At 34.2% G+C, this 18,202-nt stretch carries 18 protein-coding genes; 6 read left to right on the plus strand and 12 right to left on the minus strand.

The window, feature by feature from the left end; all coding sequences use genetic code 11:
- Positions 1–56: 56 nt before the first annotated feature.
- Positions 57–293, minus strand: coding sequence for an acetolactate synthase 2 small subunit (ilvM, locus tag J3U59_RS03330; RefSeq protein ID WP_267333409.1), 237 nt, complete (start codon positions 291–293; stop codon positions 57–59).
- A complete protein-coding gene (ilvG, locus tag J3U59_RS03335) occupies positions 290–1,969 on the minus strand; it encodes an acetolactate synthase 2 catalytic subunit (protein WP_267333410.1) in 1,680 nt (559 codons plus the stop codon). The genes ilvM and ilvG overlap by 4 nt, the downstream gene beginning before the upstream one ends.
- Before the next feature lie 715 nt (positions 1,970–2,684).
- Between ilvG and J3U59_RS03340 the strand changes: the two genes are divergently transcribed.
- From J3U59_RS03340 to J3U59_RS03355, 4 genes are all read left to right on the plus strand, one after another.
- Complete coding sequence (locus J3U59_RS03340) at positions 2,685–3,134, plus strand: hypothetical protein (protein WP_267333411.1); 450 nt, start codon at positions 2,685–2,687, stop codon at positions 3,132–3,134.
- Positions 3,135–3,558: 424 nt separating this feature from the next.
- Positions 3,559–4,446: an SDR family oxidoreductase gene (locus J3U59_RS03345; RefSeq protein WP_267333412.1), complete on the plus strand. Its 888-nt coding sequence runs from the start codon at positions 3,559–3,561 to the stop codon at positions 4,444–4,446.
- Positions 4,447–4,597: 151 nt separating this feature from the next.
- Positions 4,598–5,125: a hypothetical protein gene (locus J3U59_RS03350; RefSeq protein WP_267333413.1), complete on the plus strand. Its 528-nt coding sequence runs from the start codon at positions 4,598–4,600 to the stop codon at positions 5,123–5,125.
- Between the two features lie 401 nt (positions 5,126–5,526).
- Positions 5,527–5,949 carry a hypothetical protein gene (locus J3U59_RS03355; RefSeq protein WP_267333414.1) on the plus strand — a complete coding sequence of 141 codons (423 nt, stop codon included), beginning with the start codon at positions 5,527–5,529 and terminating at the stop codon, positions 5,947–5,949.
- 59 nt (positions 5,950–6,008) lie between these two features.
- Here J3U59_RS03355 and J3U59_RS03360 read toward each other — a convergent pair whose 3' ends face one another.
- The 6 genes from J3U59_RS03360 to J3U59_RS03385 all read right to left on the minus strand — a co-directional run bounded on the left by J3U59_RS03360 (position 6,009) and on the right by J3U59_RS03385 (position 11,488).
- On the minus strand, positions 6,009–7,250 hold the full coding sequence (locus tag J3U59_RS03360; protein ID WP_267333415.1) for an MFS transporter: 1,242 nt from the start codon (positions 7,248–7,250) through the stop codon (positions 6,009–6,011).
- Between the two features lie 289 nt (positions 7,251–7,539).
- Positions 7,540–8,652 (minus strand): cupin domain-containing protein, encoded by a 1,113-nt coding sequence (locus J3U59_RS03365; protein ID WP_267333416.1) that lies wholly within the window; start codon positions 8,650–8,652, stop codon positions 7,540–7,542.
- The gene (locus J3U59_RS03370) at positions 8,642–9,427 is read right to left on the minus strand and encodes a YchF/TatD family DNA exonuclease (protein WP_267333417.1); all 786 of its coding nucleotides are present in this window, start codon (positions 9,425–9,427) and stop codon (positions 8,642–8,644) included. The genes J3U59_RS03365 and J3U59_RS03370 overlap by 11 nt, the downstream gene beginning before the upstream one ends.
- Positions 9,428–9,437: 10 nt before the next feature.
- On the minus strand, positions 9,438–10,616 hold the full coding sequence (gene lapB / locus J3U59_RS03375; RefSeq protein WP_267333418.1) for a lipopolysaccharide assembly protein LapB: 1,179 nt from the start codon (positions 10,614–10,616) through the stop codon (positions 9,438–9,440).
- Positions 10,617–10,622: 6 nt separating this feature from the next.
- Complete coding sequence (locus J3U59_RS03380; protein ID WP_267333419.1) at positions 10,623–10,934, minus strand: LapA family protein; 312 nt, start codon at positions 10,932–10,934, stop codon at positions 10,623–10,625.
- A gap of 83 nt (positions 10,935–11,017) precedes the next feature.
- Positions 11,018–11,488, minus strand: a complete 471-nt coding sequence (locus tag J3U59_RS03385; RefSeq protein ID WP_267333420.1) for a phosphatase PAP2 family protein — start codon at positions 11,486–11,488, stop codon at positions 11,018–11,020.
- A gap of 346 nt (positions 11,489–11,834) precedes the next feature.
- Here J3U59_RS03385 and ribA point away from each other — a divergent pair, with 346 nt between their 5' ends.
- Positions 11,835–12,437, plus strand: coding sequence for a GTP cyclohydrolase II (gene ribA / locus J3U59_RS03390; protein ID WP_267333465.1), 603 nt, complete (start codon positions 11,835–11,837; stop codon positions 12,435–12,437).
- Between the two features lie 169 nt (positions 12,438–12,606).
- Here ribA and J3U59_RS03395 read toward each other — a convergent pair whose 3' ends face one another.
- The 4 genes from J3U59_RS03395 to zipA form a co-directional block, all read right to left on the minus strand.
- Positions 12,607–12,795, minus strand: coding sequence for a 2-hydroxymuconate tautomerase (locus tag J3U59_RS03395; RefSeq protein ID WP_065634899.1), 189 nt, complete (start codon positions 12,793–12,795; stop codon positions 12,607–12,609).
- A gap of 9 nt (positions 12,796–12,804) precedes the next feature.
- Positions 12,805–13,320, minus strand: a complete 516-nt coding sequence (gene luxS, locus J3U59_RS03400; RefSeq protein ID WP_267333421.1) for an S-ribosylhomocysteine lyase — start codon at positions 13,318–13,320, stop codon at positions 12,805–12,807.
- Positions 13,321–13,392: 72 nt separating this feature from the next.
- On the minus strand, positions 13,393–15,471 hold the full coding sequence (gene ligA / locus J3U59_RS03405) for an NAD-dependent DNA ligase LigA (RefSeq protein ID WP_267333422.1): 2,079 nt from the start codon (positions 15,469–15,471) through the stop codon (positions 13,393–13,395).
- 188 nt (positions 15,472–15,659) lie between these two features.
- Positions 15,660–16,583: a cell division protein ZipA gene (gene zipA / locus J3U59_RS03410; protein WP_416379577.1), complete on the minus strand. Its 924-nt coding sequence runs from the start codon at positions 16,581–16,583 to the stop codon at positions 15,660–15,662.
- A 418-nt stretch (positions 16,584–17,001) separates the two neighbouring features.
- Between zipA and J3U59_RS03415 the strand changes: the two genes are divergently transcribed.
- Positions 17,002–18,198 (plus strand): efflux RND transporter periplasmic adaptor subunit, encoded by a 1,197-nt coding sequence (locus J3U59_RS03415; protein ID WP_267333424.1) that lies wholly within the window; start codon positions 17,002–17,004, stop codon positions 18,196–18,198.
- The last annotated feature ends 4 nt before the right edge of the window (positions 18,199–18,202 follow it).

Here is an 18,202-nt window from a genome sequence, read left to right on the forward strand (position 1 = left end):
ATATATCTATATTATTTTTAATTATTATTTCATCGACAGTTATCGATGAAACAAATTCATATTTCAACTGAAATAACATCCACTAATTTGTTAATTTGATTGCATAAAGCTGCAACGCTGCGTTCGGTGGTGCATGTCAACACTAAGGCAAAAATATGTTGATCTTCAATTTGCATTGTTAAGTTTTCAATATGCGCACCACGATGACGTATGACACGTAAAATACGCTCTAGTGCCCCTAAATTGTCATAAGCTTTAATGCATAGCTGCTGTTTCGTTCTTTCACTCATCATTTATTGTTTCCCTTTTTATCTAACATATTTTCATTAGATGCACCAGGTGGTACTAATGGCCAAACGTTTTCTAATTCATCAATGCAAACATGTAATAAATAAGCATTAGGCGAATTTAGCATGTTAGTTATTGCTGGTTCAATTTCAGATTTTTTTGTTATTTTTTCACCAGTTATATCAAATGCTTTGGCTAACATTAAAAAATCGGGATTATCAGATAAATTAGTCTCACTATAGCGTTGGTTAAAAAATAACTCTTGCCATTGCCTTACCATACCTAAACGTTGATTATCAATTAAAACAATTTTTATCGGTAACTTTTTGCGTTTAATTGTAGTGAGTTCTTGAATATTCATCATGATAGAACCATCACCAGAAATACATATTACACTGTCATTAGGTCTGGCGAGTTGAGCGCCAATTGCCGCAGGTAATCCAAATCCCATGGTACCGAGTCCACTTGAAGTAATAAAATTTTTGGGATCATTAAACTGCATATGTTGTGCTGTCCACATTTGGTGTTGACCGACATCAGTTGTTACAATTGTAGTTGGCGACTTTCGCTCAGATAGCGTTTTTAATAATGCTGGTGCATAAATTGGATCGCCTGGATGATCATAGCGAGTGGGATATAGGTTTTTCAATTCTTGGATTTTGTTATGCCAGTCACCTATTGCAACAGCTTGATGAATTGATGGTAGAACGCTTTTTATATCACCTTGTAACCCTAAGTGGGTTTGTTTTAATTTATTAATTTCAGCTTGATCAATATCAATATGAATCACTTTGGCATGCCGAGCAAATTCATTTAAATTGCCCGTGACCCGGTCATCAAATCTTACGCCTAAAGCAATTAATAGATCACACTCTTGCACAGCTAAATTAGCTGCTTTTGAACCATGCATACCAATTAACCCTAAATAATAAGGATTATTGATATCAGCCGCGCCCAAACCTTTAAGTGTTGATACACTCGGTATTTGAGTAAAATTCATAAACTGTCTAAGCTCGTCAATCGCGCCAGATAAACCAACTCCACCCCCAATATATAGCATAGGTTTTTTAGCTTGGGATATCATGGTTTTAGCGAGTTCAATGTCAGCAGGAGAGATATTGGATTTTGAAGTATTATTAAGATTAGGATGAGTTGTGATTGGCGATAAATATTTTTGATAATTAAGATCTGCAAGCTGAATATCTTTAGGAACATCAATAAGTATTGGTCCTGGCCTGCCTGAATTGGCTAAATAAAAAGCCTCTTCTAAAATATTGGGTAAGTTTTCTGCTTGATCAATTAAATAACTGTGTTTAGTACAAGCTAATGATAATCCTAAAACATCCACTTCTTGAAATGCATCGGTACCTATTAGTTTATTTGGAACTTGTCCTGTTATCGCAACAATCGGTACCGAATCAATCAACGCATCAGCAAGTCCAGTAATGATATTGGTTGCCCCTGGTCCTGATGTTGCAATACAAACGCCAATTTTACCTGTGGCCCTGGCATAGCCTATGGCTGCCATAGCAGCGCCTTGTTCATGGCGGCATAAAACATGTTCAATACCACCATCATAAAGCGCGTCATAAAGAGGCATAATTTGTCCACCAGGATATCCAAAAACGGTAGTTACGCCTTTTTCTTTTAAGGTTTTTACTATCCACTGTGTTCCTAACATTTCTTCCTCACTTATTCTATTCTGCTCGTTTATTATTCATAAAAAAACCCCCGCTTTTGGGGGCGGGGGTTTTAATTCTATGTATGAACATATTTTTACATCGAAAAACGCCCCCGCGCAGGAATAATGACCACGCTGACTAGGATATTAATGAGGACGTTTTTACGTAAAAAGTTCATAAGCTTATATATTAAAATTATGTCATTTTCAAAAAGTTATTTTTAACAAAATACTCGTTTTTAAAAAAAGTGCAACTTTTTTTTAATCAATGCGTATAGCTTATGAAAAATTCTGCTCAAACGTGGTAACAATAACGTCAGCTAGTACGATCAATTAATTGAATTATTGTCTCTATTCAATGAAATAAAAATAGATTAATATAAGATTAGCTTAAACAGTAAAAAATTTTTTGTCACACATCAATAATAGTCGTTTATAGTTAACTTTTAGCTTAGTCACAAATTATAAAGCAGTGATTTTATCGATTAACGATAGCGTGTTAAACGTTATTTTTAATTAAACATTATTTCAGAATCAAAACTAAGTAATTCTAATAATTATTTTTTAATCATATTAATACGCCATTTTAGCGATGTTTCATTGCTGTTTTATTAACAATATTTTCTAACGTTCTTCATTATCTTTTCAAAGAAGACTGCATAAAATTTATATACAAAAGTATCGGTTATTCAGTAATTTAAAGGGAAAGACAACTATGACGAATTTTAAGATAATTCCTTTGCTATTAATGTGTTTTTTGTTAATTAATTGTGATAACAAGAAAAAAAATTCACCTTCAAATAAGAATAATAATGCTAGTTCATCACCAAAGGAAAATAACACGGTTGATGATTTAGTCATTAATCCTGTTAAAAAAAAATTACCCATATTTGTTGATGCACTTACCACTTTGGTTGATATTTACAAAGAAGATGACGTTATTAATTATAAATACGAAGTAAAAGATATGTCTAAATATGCTCTCTTATTACCAACGACTCAAGATACGATTCGGGATAAATTGCTTAGAACTTATTGTAGTGATAATGACGAAGTGAAACAGCTAAAACATTTTTTTCCAAACGGTGCAAATTATCATTATTATATTGATGATCAAGAAATAATCATCGTTGAATTACAACCTGATGACTGTGACGAAGATTAAATCGGTCACGTCTAATTTCTACACAGAAAGAGAGATAGTATATTTATGCTTATAGACAACATTTTTAGTTTTAACAAACTGACGAATTCAAATAATAACAAGCTAATGTAATTGGTTATATCTGGCTTAATATCAATTTATTTGCTAGACTAAAAAAGAATAATATTTCACCAATAAATAATTCAACGTTTAATATTATTCACGGTCCTATTAACCTGCCAAGGATAGCTATCTATAACAATTCACCCAATATTCCATTCCTACATGAGGGTGATGATATAAAAACAAATAGTAAGTTTTACCATCACATATATTTAATTTATTTACTGCATAATTTTTCGAAATAGTATTTTGTTTTATCTTAATGATTTTATTAAAGTTATTTTGATTTGTAAAAAACGTATTTAACTTAGGAGAAAAAACGATGAGTGAACAAATTTATAATCCAACAACAAAATATCACCATACAAAATTTCAAAAGCAAAAACAAACCGCGCCCGCGCTACAATGTGATATGAAACCCATTCCTGATTGCGGTGAAAAAAGTTACCAAGGGCACCAACGTTTAGCTGGTCGAAAAATGTTAGTAACCGGTGGGGATTCTGGCATAGGTCGTGCTGCGGCAATCGCTTATGCTAAAGAGGGCGCTGATGTAGCAATAAACTATCTTCCGTTTGAACAAAAGGATGCTGAGGATGTTGCTAAAGTAATTGAATCTGTTGGCCGCAAAGCGGTATTGATTCCAGGTGATTTAAGTGATGAATCTTTTTGTAAAAAACTGGTTAAACAAGCGCATGATAAGCTTGGTGGATTAGATAACTTAACATTGGTTGCTGGCAAACAAACTGCAGTCGAAGATATTGCGAAATTGACCACTGAGCAAATTGTAAAAACCTTTGAAATAAATGTATTTTCATTATTTTGGGTAGTTAAAGCGGCGTTAAATTATTTAAAACCAGGCTCAACAATCATTACTACATCATCAGTTCAAGCATTCCAACCGAGTGGAAATCTTCTTGATTATGCTTCAACCAAGTCTGCTATTATTGCCTTTTCTCGTGGACTAGCTAAACAATTGGCAAGTAAAGGCATTCGTGTGAATTGTGTAGCCCCAGGCCCTGTTTGGACACCATTACAAATTTGTGGTGGGCAGCCAAGTGAAGCGATTCCAGAATTTGGTAAACAAACACCTTTACAACGCGCTGGTCAACCTGTTGAACTGTGTGGCGTGTATGTACATTTAGCAAGTGAAGAGTCCAGTTATACTACAGCCGAAACTTATGGCGTAACAGGTGGTTATCACACTAATTAATCCATAACTGCCATGATAAGCAGATTGATTTATCAACCATTAAAAATTGATGTTTAATCAATGAGTTTTATATACATTAAATTATTTAGATGCCGCTATTTTCAGGCATTAGAAATATTCAACAATTCTCCACATTTAAAAGGGTTTTACAATGAAAACATACAAAGTAATCGTTCTATCAATAATGGGGTTATTTTTAGTCAATTGTGATGATTCAAAATCTAAAATGGATGATATTAAACAACAAGTGGTAGACACAAGTTCTGCCGTAGGTGACAAAGCCCAAGATTTATACGATAAAACGAAGTTAGAAACAGAAAATATTCTCAATCAAATAAAGGACGGTAATTATAATCTTGCTCAAGATCTTATTATTAAAGCAGTAAAACAAAAATTACCTTCAGGTATTGATCAAAATGTCACTTTAGTCGATGTTGCGAAAGACGATAATATGATTAGTTATAAATATTCGGTAAACAACCTCACTAAAGATGCATTACAAGCTCAGACTAATCAAAACGCAATGTTAGCTAAATTAAAAACTTTCTATTGCGGTAAAGATATTGGCATTAGCGCAATAAGAACTGCTTTTACTCAAGGGGAGACTCATAATTATTACATCAATAACGATAAAGCATTAACGTTAACGTTAAAACCAAGCGATTGCGATAATAAATAATGCTTTCAATGGGGTGCAACCATTGTAAAATTATGGGTAATTTTATGTTAAAAGGGCGAATTAAAGCCCTTTTTATTTAAATAGTGAATTGAAGAAATCGCTTAAAAGCACAAAATACGCTTTAATTTTTAAAAAAATGGCTATGAGCAAAAAATTAGTTATATTTTTTATGGATGAATCGATGGGGTAACTATCACGAGTAAAAGCTTGTTAGCGTTTTAGCCTTCTTTGTCGCTTTTTTCAATTAATGTGTTACAAGTTTTATGTGTTGGCGAAGAATATTCTATAACTTTATTGTCTGTACATAAATTTATGTGGTAATAATATAAAAAATGCGCTATATACGTTTGTAAAACTATCTAATTTATAATCAACGAAATAATAACTAAGGAATATATTATATGAAATTCTTAAAAATCACTTCAATAGCTTTAATGTGTGTTGTTTTGTTCGGTTGTGATAATAGTAATAAGGTAAAGGCGCCTGATAAAGCTGATCTCACTAAATTACAAGATTTAATTATTAGCGAGGCAAAAAAAGTACTCCCAGCTAAAGTTGATTCAAAAACTAGCTTAGTTGATATCTTTAAAGATAATGATGTAATTAATTATCGCTATATCATTAATGTATCTAAGGATTCATTGCAAATCCCTGAAACCGAAAAAATGACAACTGAAAGTTTGAAAAAGGTTTACTGTTCGGATAATCAACAAATTAAAGAGTTTAGAGGTGCATTTCCTAATGGTGCCGTTCATAGCTATTATATTAATGATGAAAAGATATTTAGCGTAACATTAACCCCTGCTTCATGTAACACTAATTAATATTTTTTTGATTAATCGGCTAAGTTATTTAAACAGGGCAGTAGCCCTGTTTTTTTGTATTATTCTAATGTCTTACCTTTTGTTTCGGGAATTAAAAAGATAAATGCAGCCGCAGACAGTAAATAAGCGGTCGAAAGTAAGGCTAAGGCATAACTGATGGAATAAACAGTGGCTAAATAAGCAATCAAAACTTGCGATATGCCAGCAATTCCCCGTCCAACATTGAAAATAATGTTTTCGGCACTTGATCTTGCATCTGTTGGGTAGTGTTCAGCAAGCAATGCGCCATAACCGCCCATCATTCCATTGACAAAAAAGCCAATTACAGAACCAAATATAATAAGAATCACCATATCTGTTTGGTGAAAGTAAAACCAAATCGATATAGCAGAAACCAGTAAAAAAACAATATAAGAAGGGCGCCGACCAAATTTGTCACATAACCAACCAAAGATTAAAATCCCTAATGACATCCCAATCGTTGTTGAGATGGTCCAAAACATAGTGTTTTTGAACGGTAATTTTAATTCAGTTGCAATCATGTTTGGCATCCAAACCATCAGTCCATAAAAGCCAAAATTCTGTACCGCGCAGGCTATGGTTAAACCAATAGTAGTGGCTGTCGTTTTTGGTGTTTTAAATAACTTGTTAATTGCGATTTTATTTTTATTTTGATCTTTTAAATTTTGCCAAATTTCGGGTTCTTTTAGTCCTTTACGTGTCCAAGCAACAAATAAAGCAGGCAATACTCCCATCGCAAAAGCCCAGCGCCAACCATAAACTTCACCAATAAAGTTAACTGTTAGTGCTGCTAAAATAATACCTAATTGAAAGCCTAATGCGACAATAGAAGTTGCTCTTGAGCGCTTGCTTTTAGGCCAACTTTCTGAAACAAGTGTCATGCCAATGCCAAATTCGCCACCTAAACCGAGCCCACTTAGAAATCGAAAAATTAAAAAGCATTCGTAATTAGGGGAGAGCGCACAAAGTCCAGTAAATAAAGAGAAAATTAAAATAGTCCAAGAAAAAACCCTTACCCGACCATATTTGTCAGCAAGTATACCGAATAAAATACCACCGATTACCGCACCTAAAAGCGTGACCGAGGTTAAAGTACCCAGATCTGCTTTTGTCAGATTATAGGTCGCAGCGATGAGACTAAAACAAACACCTAAAATCATCATGTCTAGACCATCTAGAGCATAACCAACTGTAGATGCGAAAAGCGTCTTTTTTTGATATGGGGTAATTTTCTGGTTTTCACTTTCGGCTTGCTTGACTAGGATTGTTTCATTATTCATGTGTACCTCTAGTTGTTAAAAAGATCGTTCACTAATAAAAAGCATTTATGATGTAATTCATCATTAAACAGGCGGGTATTTTAAAGCGGGGCAAGTATATACTTAAAAGTAATAAAAATCCAAATGAAAAGCCGAAATTAGTCGGTTTTATTTTGTTTATTTTTATTGAGGCGAAATTATTTGGTTAAATTTTATAACTATCTAATTTTTTAGACAAATTAGCCGATAATTTCGCCATTTTGCAGTTTTTTCGGGTAGCTTTTTTTAGCCAATAGTTTTTGAACAAAATTTACTCTTCGTCAAAATACCAGTAACCAAGATTGACCAATTTTAACATGACATTTAGGGTTTGTTCATCTTGTAATTGTTCGTAGTAAAGTACATCGGTTTCACATAATAGGTCGATGGTTTCCATCGGTAAGGGTATTTTTTCACCATTTATATAAGCCGTATCCTCTATTTTTACAATACGTATACTCGGTACACGATGTAGTTCGGCACCAGATTTTAGAATTTCTTCAAATTCATCTAGCTCATAGGCGGGATCTGCTGGGATGATGTTAAGATCATGCATAGGTATTGTGATGTGTTTACCAAACCAGTCATTGAATAAGTCTGGGTTTTTGATGAGGTCGATCATTTGCCCTTGTAGTTTTTCTAGCTCATAGGGCTCGATACGATAAGGATCGCTTGGTAATTTTAAGTCTGGATCTTGATAAAAAATCCCATTTGGTAAGTTATCAATCACATAATCAGCAAAACCACTTAATAATTCTTGTGAAGTTTGCGTTCTAAAGCCAACTGAATAACTTAGTGATTCGCCAATTGATACACCATTATGTGGAAAGCCAATTGGAATATATAAAATATCACCGGCGGTGATTTCTTCATCAATAATCGGCTGATAAGCTTCTACATGTAATAGCGCTTTGTGAGCACTAAACTGTTTGTAATTAGGATTACGATCGCCAACTTGCCAACGTCGACATCCCATACCTTGAATGATAAAAACATCATAGTTGTCAATATGCGGTCCAACACCAGCCCCTTTTGTTGCATAAGAAATCATAAGATCTTCAAATTGCCAATGAGGAATACACTTAAACGGTTCAACTAACGTTGCTGCCTGTTCATGCCAATGATCTACCGCTTGCACTAATAAACTCCAGTGATCCTCACCCAGATCATCGTAATGCGTAAAAGGACCAAATTTAGCATCCCATTTTCCATTTTTATTCGTCACAATTCGGCTATCAAGCTCTTCTTCCATCGCGAGTCCTGCAAGTTCATCGGGTGTGATTGGATCGACAAACTCCGCAAAGGCTTTTCGTAAAATAACGGGTTTTTTTTGCCAATAATTTGCTAGAAAATGGTCCCAATCAATAGCTAATTTATACTTCATTTAACTTTCCTCGAAGATTGAATAATTGACAAAAATTATAAGTGGTTTGCTGTGCTAGTTGCGCTAAAGAAATACCTTTGAGAACCGATAAATATTGCGCAACTTCCCGCACATAAGCAGGTTGGTTTTCTTTACCACGATAAGGTACTGGAGCTAAATAGGGTGAATCAGTTTCGATTAAAATACGATCTAATGGCACAAATTTTGCCACTTCTCTTAACGCTTCGGCATTTTTGAAGGTAATAATGCCTGAAAAAGAGATATAAAAACCTAAGTCTAATAGTTTTTTTGCCGTATCAATATCTTCGGTGAAACAATGTAACACACCTGAATGGACGTGCTGTTCTTTTAAGATTGTTAATGTATCTTGTCTGGCATTTCGTGTATGGACGATGATTGGCTTGCTAAGCTTTCTTCCAAGACGTATATGTTCAATAAAATTATGCTGTTGAAGCTCTAGATTATCTTGCTGATAATAGTAATCAAGTCCTGTTTCACCTAAAGCGACAACATTCTCTTCTTTAGCCAAATTTTCGAAGCGGTCAGCATCATAAGGTTCGTCATCAAGATTAAGGGGATGAATACCACACGAAAAAGAACATTGATTAGTGTAAGGTGTCAGTAAGCGCTTCATTGATTCATAACCAGATAAGGTTGTTGCTACGCTTAAGCAGTGTTTAACATCATTTTCAGTTGCTTTTTGTAGTACTTGCTCAATTGACTTAGTATTAAAGTCTAAACTATCTAAATGACAGTGCGAATCGATTAAAAACATAAAAAACTCTTTATTTTTCAGAATGCTGTTCAAAATCACGAACAGGTTTAATTGTAGACCATGAACGACAACCAGGGCATAACCAGTAAATTGAATTAACCGTAAATCCACATTTTTGACAACGGTAATTTGGTACTATTTTTATTTGTTCACCTACCATATTACGTAACAATAATAGGCTCTCTTTTGCTCGACCTTGTTCGGCATCGGCAACATGGTAATCCATTAAACGATAAAACCCTTTTAAATTAGGGTGTTTTAATAACTCTCGATACATATAGTTCTGGGCTGCATCAAGACCTCTCTTTTTTTCAATGATATCGGCAAGCATGAGTTCAGCGACATTGCCTGAATCTTGATCAACACATAATTGTAAAAACTGCTGAAATTCGTCTTCTTTATTTAATTTAAGATAACACTCTTTTAATAAAGGTAAAGCTTCACCGATAAAGGCTTTATCTTGTTCAAGTATCTGTTTGAATGATTCAATTGCTTGTTCAATTTTATTTTGCACAATCAATACGCGTCCTAACATCAGTGAGGTTCGAGCACACTTAGCATCGGCTGCTGCCGATTTTTGTAATAAACTATACGCTTTTTCAAGGTCTTCATTGGCGATAGCAAGCGAAGCTAACTCACAATAAAATTGAGCTATATCTGTTTTGTATTTTGTATTGCCGAGTTTAACCAACTTGGTGGCAGTATTAATTGCATTAATCCATTCACTGGTTGATTGATAAATAAAAATAAGTTGTTGTAACGCATGTTGTTGAAAATCTTCTTCATCAATGAGTTGTAAAAACATCTCTTCAGCGCGGTCATAAAGACCTGCAACCATATAATCACGTCCAAGTTGTTGAATGGCTAATAATCGTTGTTCAAAAGAGAGGGATGAACTTTCCATTAATGCTTGATGGATTCGTATCGCTCTATCTACTTCGCCACGAGAACGAAATAAATTGCCTAAAGTCAGATGTGCTTCTAACGTGCCTTCATCTTCTTTAAGCATATCAAGGAACAGATCGACAGCTTTATCTTTTTGGTTAGATAAAAGAAAGTTAAGACCATCTACATATTCTCGAGATAGTCGATTTGATTGATTTGTATATTTTTGTTTAGCATTTCTATCGCCCATATACCAACCGTAAGCGGCAGCAATAGGTAATAATAGAAATAACAATTCAAACATAATATTTTATTCTTGATGAGGTTTAATTAAATTATCTTTTTGATGATCAGCTATACTATCATCATATTTTTTTTGTAATTTATTTAATTTACGTTTTGTTGAAGAATGTTGTAGTTTTAATTTAATAAAGAAAATTCCTGTTAATATCATTCCAATAATAAAGCCAGAGCCAAAAAATAGCGCCAATAGAACTGATAATCTTAATTCGGTTTTAGCAAATAAATAGTTAAATGTTACCACTTCATCATTGAATGCGCCTACCGAAATAGATAGGGCAAAAATAATAATTATCAATAGAATGGATATAATAAATTTCATAATAATAACCTTTTTATTATTTTAACGTTATTTAAAATGAGCGTTATTCTCAAATATTATTTCAACACGGTTTACGCTAATTATCAGTTATCTACTATATGATATTTTTGTGCATAAAAATAGCAAATTAATGAAATGATCCAAGCAACTAAAACACCACACAACAGATCAACTGGGCTGTGCATACCCAAACATAATCGACTAATTTCAATTAATAATGCCCAAATAATCAACATATAGACCACAATATAATGGCGTTTAAAGCCTAATAATGTTACTGCTAAAAAAGCCCATGTTACTGCAAATAAAGTATGTCCTGATGGAAATGAATAACCTGTTTCGTTTTGCCAATGTTCACGTAACCAAGTTGGGATCATGTTGGAATTAGTCAATAACTGATCAATGAGTTGTTTTTTTTCTAATTTAGTCAACGAATAAAATTTATCATCACTCAATTGATATTGTTTATTCATCCATAATACATAGGGTCGAGATTCTGCCGTTTGAGATTTGATAACAGCTTTAATCATTTGCCCCGTTAGTATTGCACCCACAAGAAGTATTCCTATTAATACTATTTTTTTTGTCGTTTTAATGTTTAATAATAAGCAAAACAGGATAAACAAAACGAATGATGTTATTATTGCCCAAGGAAAACTTGCCGTTTCTGTTATGACGAAAAAAAATTTGGATGTATTATTTAATGATTCTGGTTGCCAATGCCAATTTATAGCTATAATTACTAAAGGTATAACTAAGAAAATAGCCAGCGTGGCTATTGTTTTTTTTATTATTAACCCCATTTAAAAACTCAATTAAGCACAAATTGCTATATATTTTAGCATGGAAGAGAGTTTTTTAAAAAATTCTATTTAAGTTTTATTCAATACGGAGATAATGATGCAATTAAAACTTGTTGCACAAGCAAAACTGCCAACCCCATGGGAATGTTTCACTATTGTGGGATTTGAAGAAATTGCAACTGGTAAGGATCATGTGGCGTTAGTTTTGGGTGATATTGCAAATAAAGAGCCGGTATTAACAAGAATTCATTCAGAGTGCCTAACTGGCGATGCGCTATTTAGTTTACGTTGTGATTGTGGTTTTCAGCTAGAGGCGGCTTTAAAACAGATAGCACAAGCAGGACGGGGAATTTTACTTTATCATCGTCAAGAAGGTCGCAATATTGGTTTGCTTAATAAAATTCGCGCTTACGCTCTGCAAGATCAAGGACTAGATACAGTAGAAGCGAATGAGCAGCTGGGGTTTGCTGCTGACGAACGTGACTTTACGCTCTGCGCAGACATGCTAACATTACTTGGTGTATCTGATATTAGACTATTAACCAATAATCCAGAAAAAATAAGAGTGCTTGAACAAGCAGGCATAAAAATTACTGAAAGGGTGCCGTTAGAAGTGGGTGAAAATCCTAATAATGAGCACTATTTGGCAACCAAAGTCAGTAAAATGGGGCATTTACTTCACCTTCATTGCAATCACTAAGTATTTTATATCATGTTCAATATTACAAACGTTGCCCAAGATTTAAAATAGATAAACCTTAAAAACAGAATGATTTTTAAGGTTTTAAATGAAATGTGCATGATATGCCATAAATTATGACAAACGCTTTTTATTTTTTGATTGAGTATAAATTGAGTCTTGAGTTTAATTAATCTTTATCACACCGCAAAACACCACCATTCGCAATTTGGTCTTTTGAAATTTCGTGCATAATAATTTGTACTGCTTCAGGCTTACAATTTAGTGTTTCGGCGATAGCATTGGTTACACGTTTTGCCATTTCTCTTTTTTGTTCTATAGTGCGACCTTCTAAAAAGTCAATAACAACGTTTGGCATATTATTTCCTTATTGATTGATTGTTACGAGTTGTTCTTCAGTTAATGCAATATCATGATTATTGCAAATTCCAATTCCTGACTGAATAATTTTACGTGCAATTGCTTTTGCTTCATCTAGTGAGTGCATTTTGTAAGTCCCACACTGATATTCATTCAATTCGGGAATCTGTTTTTGTGATTCAACATTTAATACATCTTGCATAGATTGTAGCCATGCATCTACCACTCGTGATTCTTCAGGTTTACCTATCAGGCTCATGTAAAATCCGGTTCGACATCCCATTGGCGAGATATCAATAATTTCGACTTTATCACTATTAAGATGATCGCGCATAAATCCTGCAAATAGATGTTCTAATGTATGAATGCCTTTTTCTGGCAATAACTCTTTATTGGGAACAGTAAAACGAAGATCAAATACACTAATATCATCACCTTTAGGGGTTTTCATTGTTTTAGCAATACGGACAAAAGGTGCGTTCATTTTAGTATGATCGACTTTAAAACTATCTAATAATGGCATGACATTCTCCTTAGTTTTCGCTATTTCACTATTTTCAATAAATAGTGAAATAGATGCCAGTATATTTGTTATTTATTCATTAAGTAAATGGATAAACTCTTGCTCATCAATGATTGTTATACCCAGCTGTTGGGCTTTGTCTAATTTTGAACCGGCAGATTCACCAGCAACAACCATATCGGTATTTTTAGAGACGCTACCTGCCACTTTAGCGCCTAATTGTTTTAATCTATCTTTTGCTTCATCACGGGTTAAACTCGATAATGTACCTGTTAGCACCACAGTTTTACCTAAAAACGGTGAATTGATGTTACTAATTGGAGATTGTGGGGAAACCGCAGGCCAATGAATATCGATTTCATCGCTCGTTAATTGCGTTATTACATCACGATTATGCGGTTCTTGAAAGAAATCAATAATACTTTCGGCAATCACTGCACCAATATCATTGACGGTTTGTAATTGTTCGAGTGAAGCACTTTCAATCGCTTTTAAATCACCTAATTGATTAACTAAATTTTCAGCTGTTACTTCACCCACATTAGGAATGCCCAATGCAAAAATAAAACGGTTTAATGTCGTATTTTTAGATGTGGCTAATGCATTTAATAAGTTATTAGCCAATTTTTCGCCTACTTTATCTAAAGAGCATAACATTGGCAGTGTTAATTTATAGAGATCAACAGGTGTTTTAACATAATCTTTATCGACAAGCTGTTCAATGAGTCGATCGCCCATACCATCAACGTTCATCGCTCGGCGTGAAACAAAATGTTTAAGCGCTTCTTTTCGTTGAGCTGGACAAATTAATCCACCCGCACAGCGTGATATCGCTTGTCCTTCATCTCGAACAATTAACGAGCCACAAATTGGGCAATGGGTTGGAAAGGTAATTGCTTTACTATCAGCTGGTCTACGATCTAGTATTACCGAGACAATTTTGGGAATAACATCTCCGGCTCTACGTACTGTAACATAATCGCCTTCACGAATGTCTAATCTGATTATTTCATCGTTGTTGTGAAGGGTAGCATTACTGACAATAACGCCGGCAACCGAGACTGGTTCAAGTCTTGCAACTGGCGTTATCGCACCAGTTCTTCCAACTTGGAAGTCAACTTTTTTTAATTGCGTCACTTCTTCTTGTGCCGGAAACTTAAATGCTGTTGCCCAACGCGGTGCTCTAGCTACAAAGCCAAGCTCATTTTGTAATGAAATACTATTAACCTTAATCACAACGCCATCGATGTCAAACCCAAGTGACATTCTTTCTTGACCAACTTGATTAAAATAATTTAGCGCGGCTTGTGCACCTTGGCGAATTTTAACTTTATTACTAACCGGTAATCCCCATGCCTTAAATTGCATCAAACGTTGATAATGGGTATCGGGTAAACTCGCGCCTTCAACAATACCAACTCCATAACAAAAAAAGGTTAAAGGTCTTTTAGCGGTAATTTTAGGATCTAATTGTCGCAGTGATCCAGCTGCGGCATTACGAGGATTTGCAAATAGTTTTTCATTCTGTTTTTGCGAATCTGCATTGAGTTTTTCAAATCCTTTATGTGTCATAAACACTTCACCTCGAACTTCTAAACGTTCAGGGATATTGTCACCAATTAACACTAAAGGAATCGTTTTAATTGTTTTAACATTAGCTGTGATATCTTCTCCTGTAGTACCATCACCGCGTGTTGCCGCTTGTACAAATTTACCCTTTTCATAGAGTAAACTTACTGCTAATCCATCAAGTTTTAATTCACAGCAATATTCAACAGACTGGTTTTCTGGTAAATTCAATCGATCTTTAATTCGTTTATTGAAGGCAAGAAAACTCGATTCATCAAATACATTATCTAATGATAACATTGGTATTTGATGCCTAATTGTTGAGAATTGTGCTAACGGACTACCGCCTACTCGCTGGGTAGGCGAGTCAGGCGTAATCAGCGAAGGATATTGCTGTTCCAATGACTGAAGTTGTTTGAATAATTTATCATACTCCACATCAGGGACTTCAGGAGTATCAAGAACATAGTAGCAGTATTCGTGATGTCTAATTAAAGCACGTAATGATACTATTTGTTGTTTGATGTCTTCATTCGGTATAGTTTGGTGTGCAGTATTTTCGGGTTTATTTGATAATGGCATAGTGTTCGACTCTTAAATTAATACATGAGCGTTAAAAGATTATCACATTCCTAGTACTCTGATTTTGTCAGACAAGATAATTATTATTTCCAAACAGCCAATTTTATAAGCTGTTCGAAGTTTTAATTACCACCATCAAATTACATTGACGGTGGTAGTGAAGAATGATTACTGAAAAGACGTTGGGGTTAAATTTCGTTACACGCTTTTTTGATGCGTTCTTTGTAACTATCAATTTTTTGTGGTGTCAGCATATGATGTTCATCATCTAACACAACACCATTAACATCATCAGCAATACGTTGGGCAGTTTGTAACATCAGTTTAAAGTTTTGTTGATTGTTACCTTGAGTCGGTGCAACCATAAAAATTGAAACGCCCGGCGTTGTAAATTCGTGCATGGTTTCAGGATCGAGATAGCCAGGATTAACCATATTTGCCAAACTAAAAAGTATTGGGCCATTACCGGCAGGGTCAACATGCCGATGGAAAATTCGCATATCACCAAATTGAAACCCTGATTGCATAATACTGCCTAATAATACATCGCCTTGTAATAACTTACCGTTGATGCCTTTAATGTTTAAGATAATAATTTCGGTTTTATCTTCATCATTTTTATTGATGTTAAGTTTTTCTGGTTTTGTTTTTTGGGTAGCCGGTTGAATTTTATCGTCACGTTTAGCATCAGCTTTTTCTATCGATACATTAGTTTCAGTTTTTAAGGGTTCATCGTCAAATAGATCATGGTTCATGCTTATGTTTGGCTCTTTTGGAGCTGGATCTTGTGTTGTTGGTTCTTGATGATGATTGTTAACAAATAGATCCTCTTGCTTAGGCATGGTTTCTTGAACGAGTTCATCCGGTGTGTTTTTATCTACACTTTCACTATTTTTTTTGTTTTTAGGTGTGATTAATATCACATCATCTTCTTCTATATCATCGATATAGCTATTTTCATACTGTTGAGCATTTTGCTGGTTTTTCTTCCTTTTATCAGAATTAAATAAAGAAGAGCGTTCCTTTTTATTGATCCAAAATCCATGAATCAATAATGCAATAATGACCAAGGACGCAACAACAATTAGAACAATACGTAAATTATCCATAATAACCATCTCAGAATTAAATTAAATATAGACTCAAATTATTCAAAACTATTTTTGAATAAAAATGATTACGGAGTATAACACCTGTAAATTTTTTAGTTATTCTTAGTAAATACAAATTAATATCACTTGAAAAGCTAGGTTTACCGTTTTACTTATTAGTATAACATTTTATCTAAACTATTTTATAGCACAAAAAATCAATTAACACATAGTACTTTATTTCTTTAAAAAAGCATAATAACCAATATCATTTTTTTACTATCATCACTTAGTTTGGCATTTTTTAGAACTCTGTGCTATTAAGCTGTAAAGATACTTACAATTTATGCATATTTTTTGTAAAATCCTCGGTTACTTTTGAATTACATTCAATGTTATTAAAAAAAATAATTATTAAGTTTACTGAGGTCATTTTGATATGAGATTTAACAAACTATTATTAACCGTACCAGTAGCATTAAGCAGTCTACTTTTATTAACTAGTTGTGATAATAGCAAATCACAGGGCGGTAATAATCAAATACCAAAAGTAACCGTTTTTAAAGTTGAACCTTTGGACTTCACCTTAAAAATCAGTTTACCTGGTCGCGTGGTTGCGTCTCAAATTGCTGAAATTAGACCTCAGGTTGGCGGTATTGTGCTAAAACGCGAATTTGAAGAAAGTTCGAATGTCAAAGCAGGCCAATCACTTTATCAAATTGATCCAGCAATTTATCAGGCTAATTATGATAGTGCCGTTGCTAGTGTTGCCAGTGCCAAAGCGAATGCCAATATTGCGCAACTGACTTTAAAACGTTATGCAGGATTATTGACAACCAAATCGATCAGCCAACAAGATTATGATAAGGCTGCCGCTGATGCAAAACAGGCGGAAGCAAGTGTATTAGTTGCTCAAGCAGCAGAACATACAGCCAAAGTTAATTTAGATTATACGAAAGTGTATTCGCCTATTGATGGTTACATTGGTAAATCAAGTGTAACCGAAGGCGCGTTAGTGTCAGCTGGACAAGCAAACCCGCTAGCATTAGTTCAACAGCTTGATCCGATTTATGTTGATATGACCGAAGCTGCAACCCGATATAATAAATATCTTCAAGAAGAAAACGTTATTTATGAACCAGCAAAAGGGGATAATGTAGAATTATACTTTAATGATGGGTCTAAATATGCGTTACCTGGCAATATCAAGTTTTCTGATATGACTGTTAATGAAACGACTGGAACGGTTACATTGCGATCTCAATTTGCCAATACTGAAGGCAAAATTTTACCTGGTATGTTTGTTAAACCGCAATTGACTCTTGGTTATATTAAAAATGCTGTACTTGTTCCACAACAAGGTATTACCAGTAATGTTAAAGGTGAATATACCGCTAAAATTTTAAAACCCGATAATTCAATTGAGTATCGTCAAGGTATCCAAATTTACACGGGTGTAAGTGGTTATTGGGTGGTAACTAAAGGCATTAATGTTGGAGAACAAGTTATTACAACAGGCTTACTTAACTTAACCGCTGTTGAAATGGGACAACCAATGAAAGGACAAATCGTGGGTGACCCAGCTACTTTATCACAAGATCAGTTAGACAATATCATCAAAAACAGTGTGAAATAAAACA

Origin of the sequence: Gilliamella sp. B3783 (assembly GCF_026536125.1) — a bacterium.
Taxonomy (GTDB): Bacteria; Pseudomonadota; Gammaproteobacteria; order Enterobacterales; family Orbaceae; genus Gilliamella.

Excerpts from the sequence above, each read along its gene's own strand:
- ilvM (WP_267333409.1), bottom strand. The coding sequence starts at position 293 with ATGATGAGTGAAAGAACGAAACAGCAGCTATGCATTAAAGCTTATGAC.
- ilvG (WP_267333410.1), bottom strand. The coding sequence starts at position 1,969 with ATGTTAGGAACACAGTGGATAGTAAAAACCTTAAAAGAAAAAGGCGTA.
- J3U59_RS03340 (WP_267333411.1), top strand. The coding sequence starts at position 2,685 with ATGACGAATTTTAAGATAATTCCTTTGCTATTAATGTGTTTTTTGTTA.
- J3U59_RS03345 (WP_267333412.1), top strand. The coding sequence starts at position 3,559 with ATGAGTGAACAAATTTATAATCCAACAACAAAATATCACCATACAAAA.
- J3U59_RS03350 (WP_267333413.1), top strand. The coding sequence starts at position 4,598 with ATGAAAACATACAAAGTAATCGTTCTATCAATAATGGGGTTATTTTTA.
- J3U59_RS03355 (WP_267333414.1), top strand. The coding sequence starts at position 5,527 with ATGAAATTCTTAAAAATCACTTCAATAGCTTTAATGTGTGTTGTTTTG.
- J3U59_RS03360 (WP_267333415.1), bottom strand. The coding sequence starts at position 7,250 with ATGAATAATGAAACAATCCTAGTCAAGCAAGCCGAAAGTGAAAACCAG.
- J3U59_RS03365 (WP_267333416.1), bottom strand. The coding sequence starts at position 8,652 with ATGAAGTATAAATTAGCTATTGATTGGGACCATTTTCTAGCAAATTAT.
- J3U59_RS03370 (WP_267333417.1), bottom strand. The coding sequence starts at position 9,427 with ATGTTTTTAATCGATTCGCACTGTCATTTAGATAGTTTAGACTTTAAT.
- lapB (WP_267333418.1), bottom strand. The coding sequence starts at position 10,616 with ATGTTTGAATTGTTATTTCTATTATTACCTATTGCTGCCGCTTACGGT.
- J3U59_RS03380 (WP_267333419.1), bottom strand. The coding sequence starts at position 10,934 with ATGAAATTTATTATATCCATTCTATTGATAATTATTATTTTTGCCCTA.
- ribA (WP_267333465.1), top strand. The coding sequence starts at position 11,835 with ATGCAATTAAAACTTGTTGCACAAGCAAAACTGCCAACCCCATGGGAA.
- J3U59_RS03395 (WP_065634899.1), bottom strand. The coding sequence starts at position 12,795 with ATGCCAAACGTTGTTATTGACTTTTTAGAAGGTCGCACTATAGAACAA.
- luxS (WP_267333421.1), bottom strand. The coding sequence starts at position 13,320 with ATGCCATTATTAGATAGTTTTAAAGTCGATCATACTAAAATGAACGCA.
- ligA (WP_267333422.1), bottom strand. The coding sequence starts at position 15,471 with ATGCCATTATCAAATAAACCCGAAAATACTGCACACCAAACTATACCG.
- J3U59_RS03415 (WP_267333424.1), top strand. The coding sequence starts at position 17,002 with ATGAGATTTAACAAACTATTATTAACCGTACCAGTAGCATTAAGCAGT.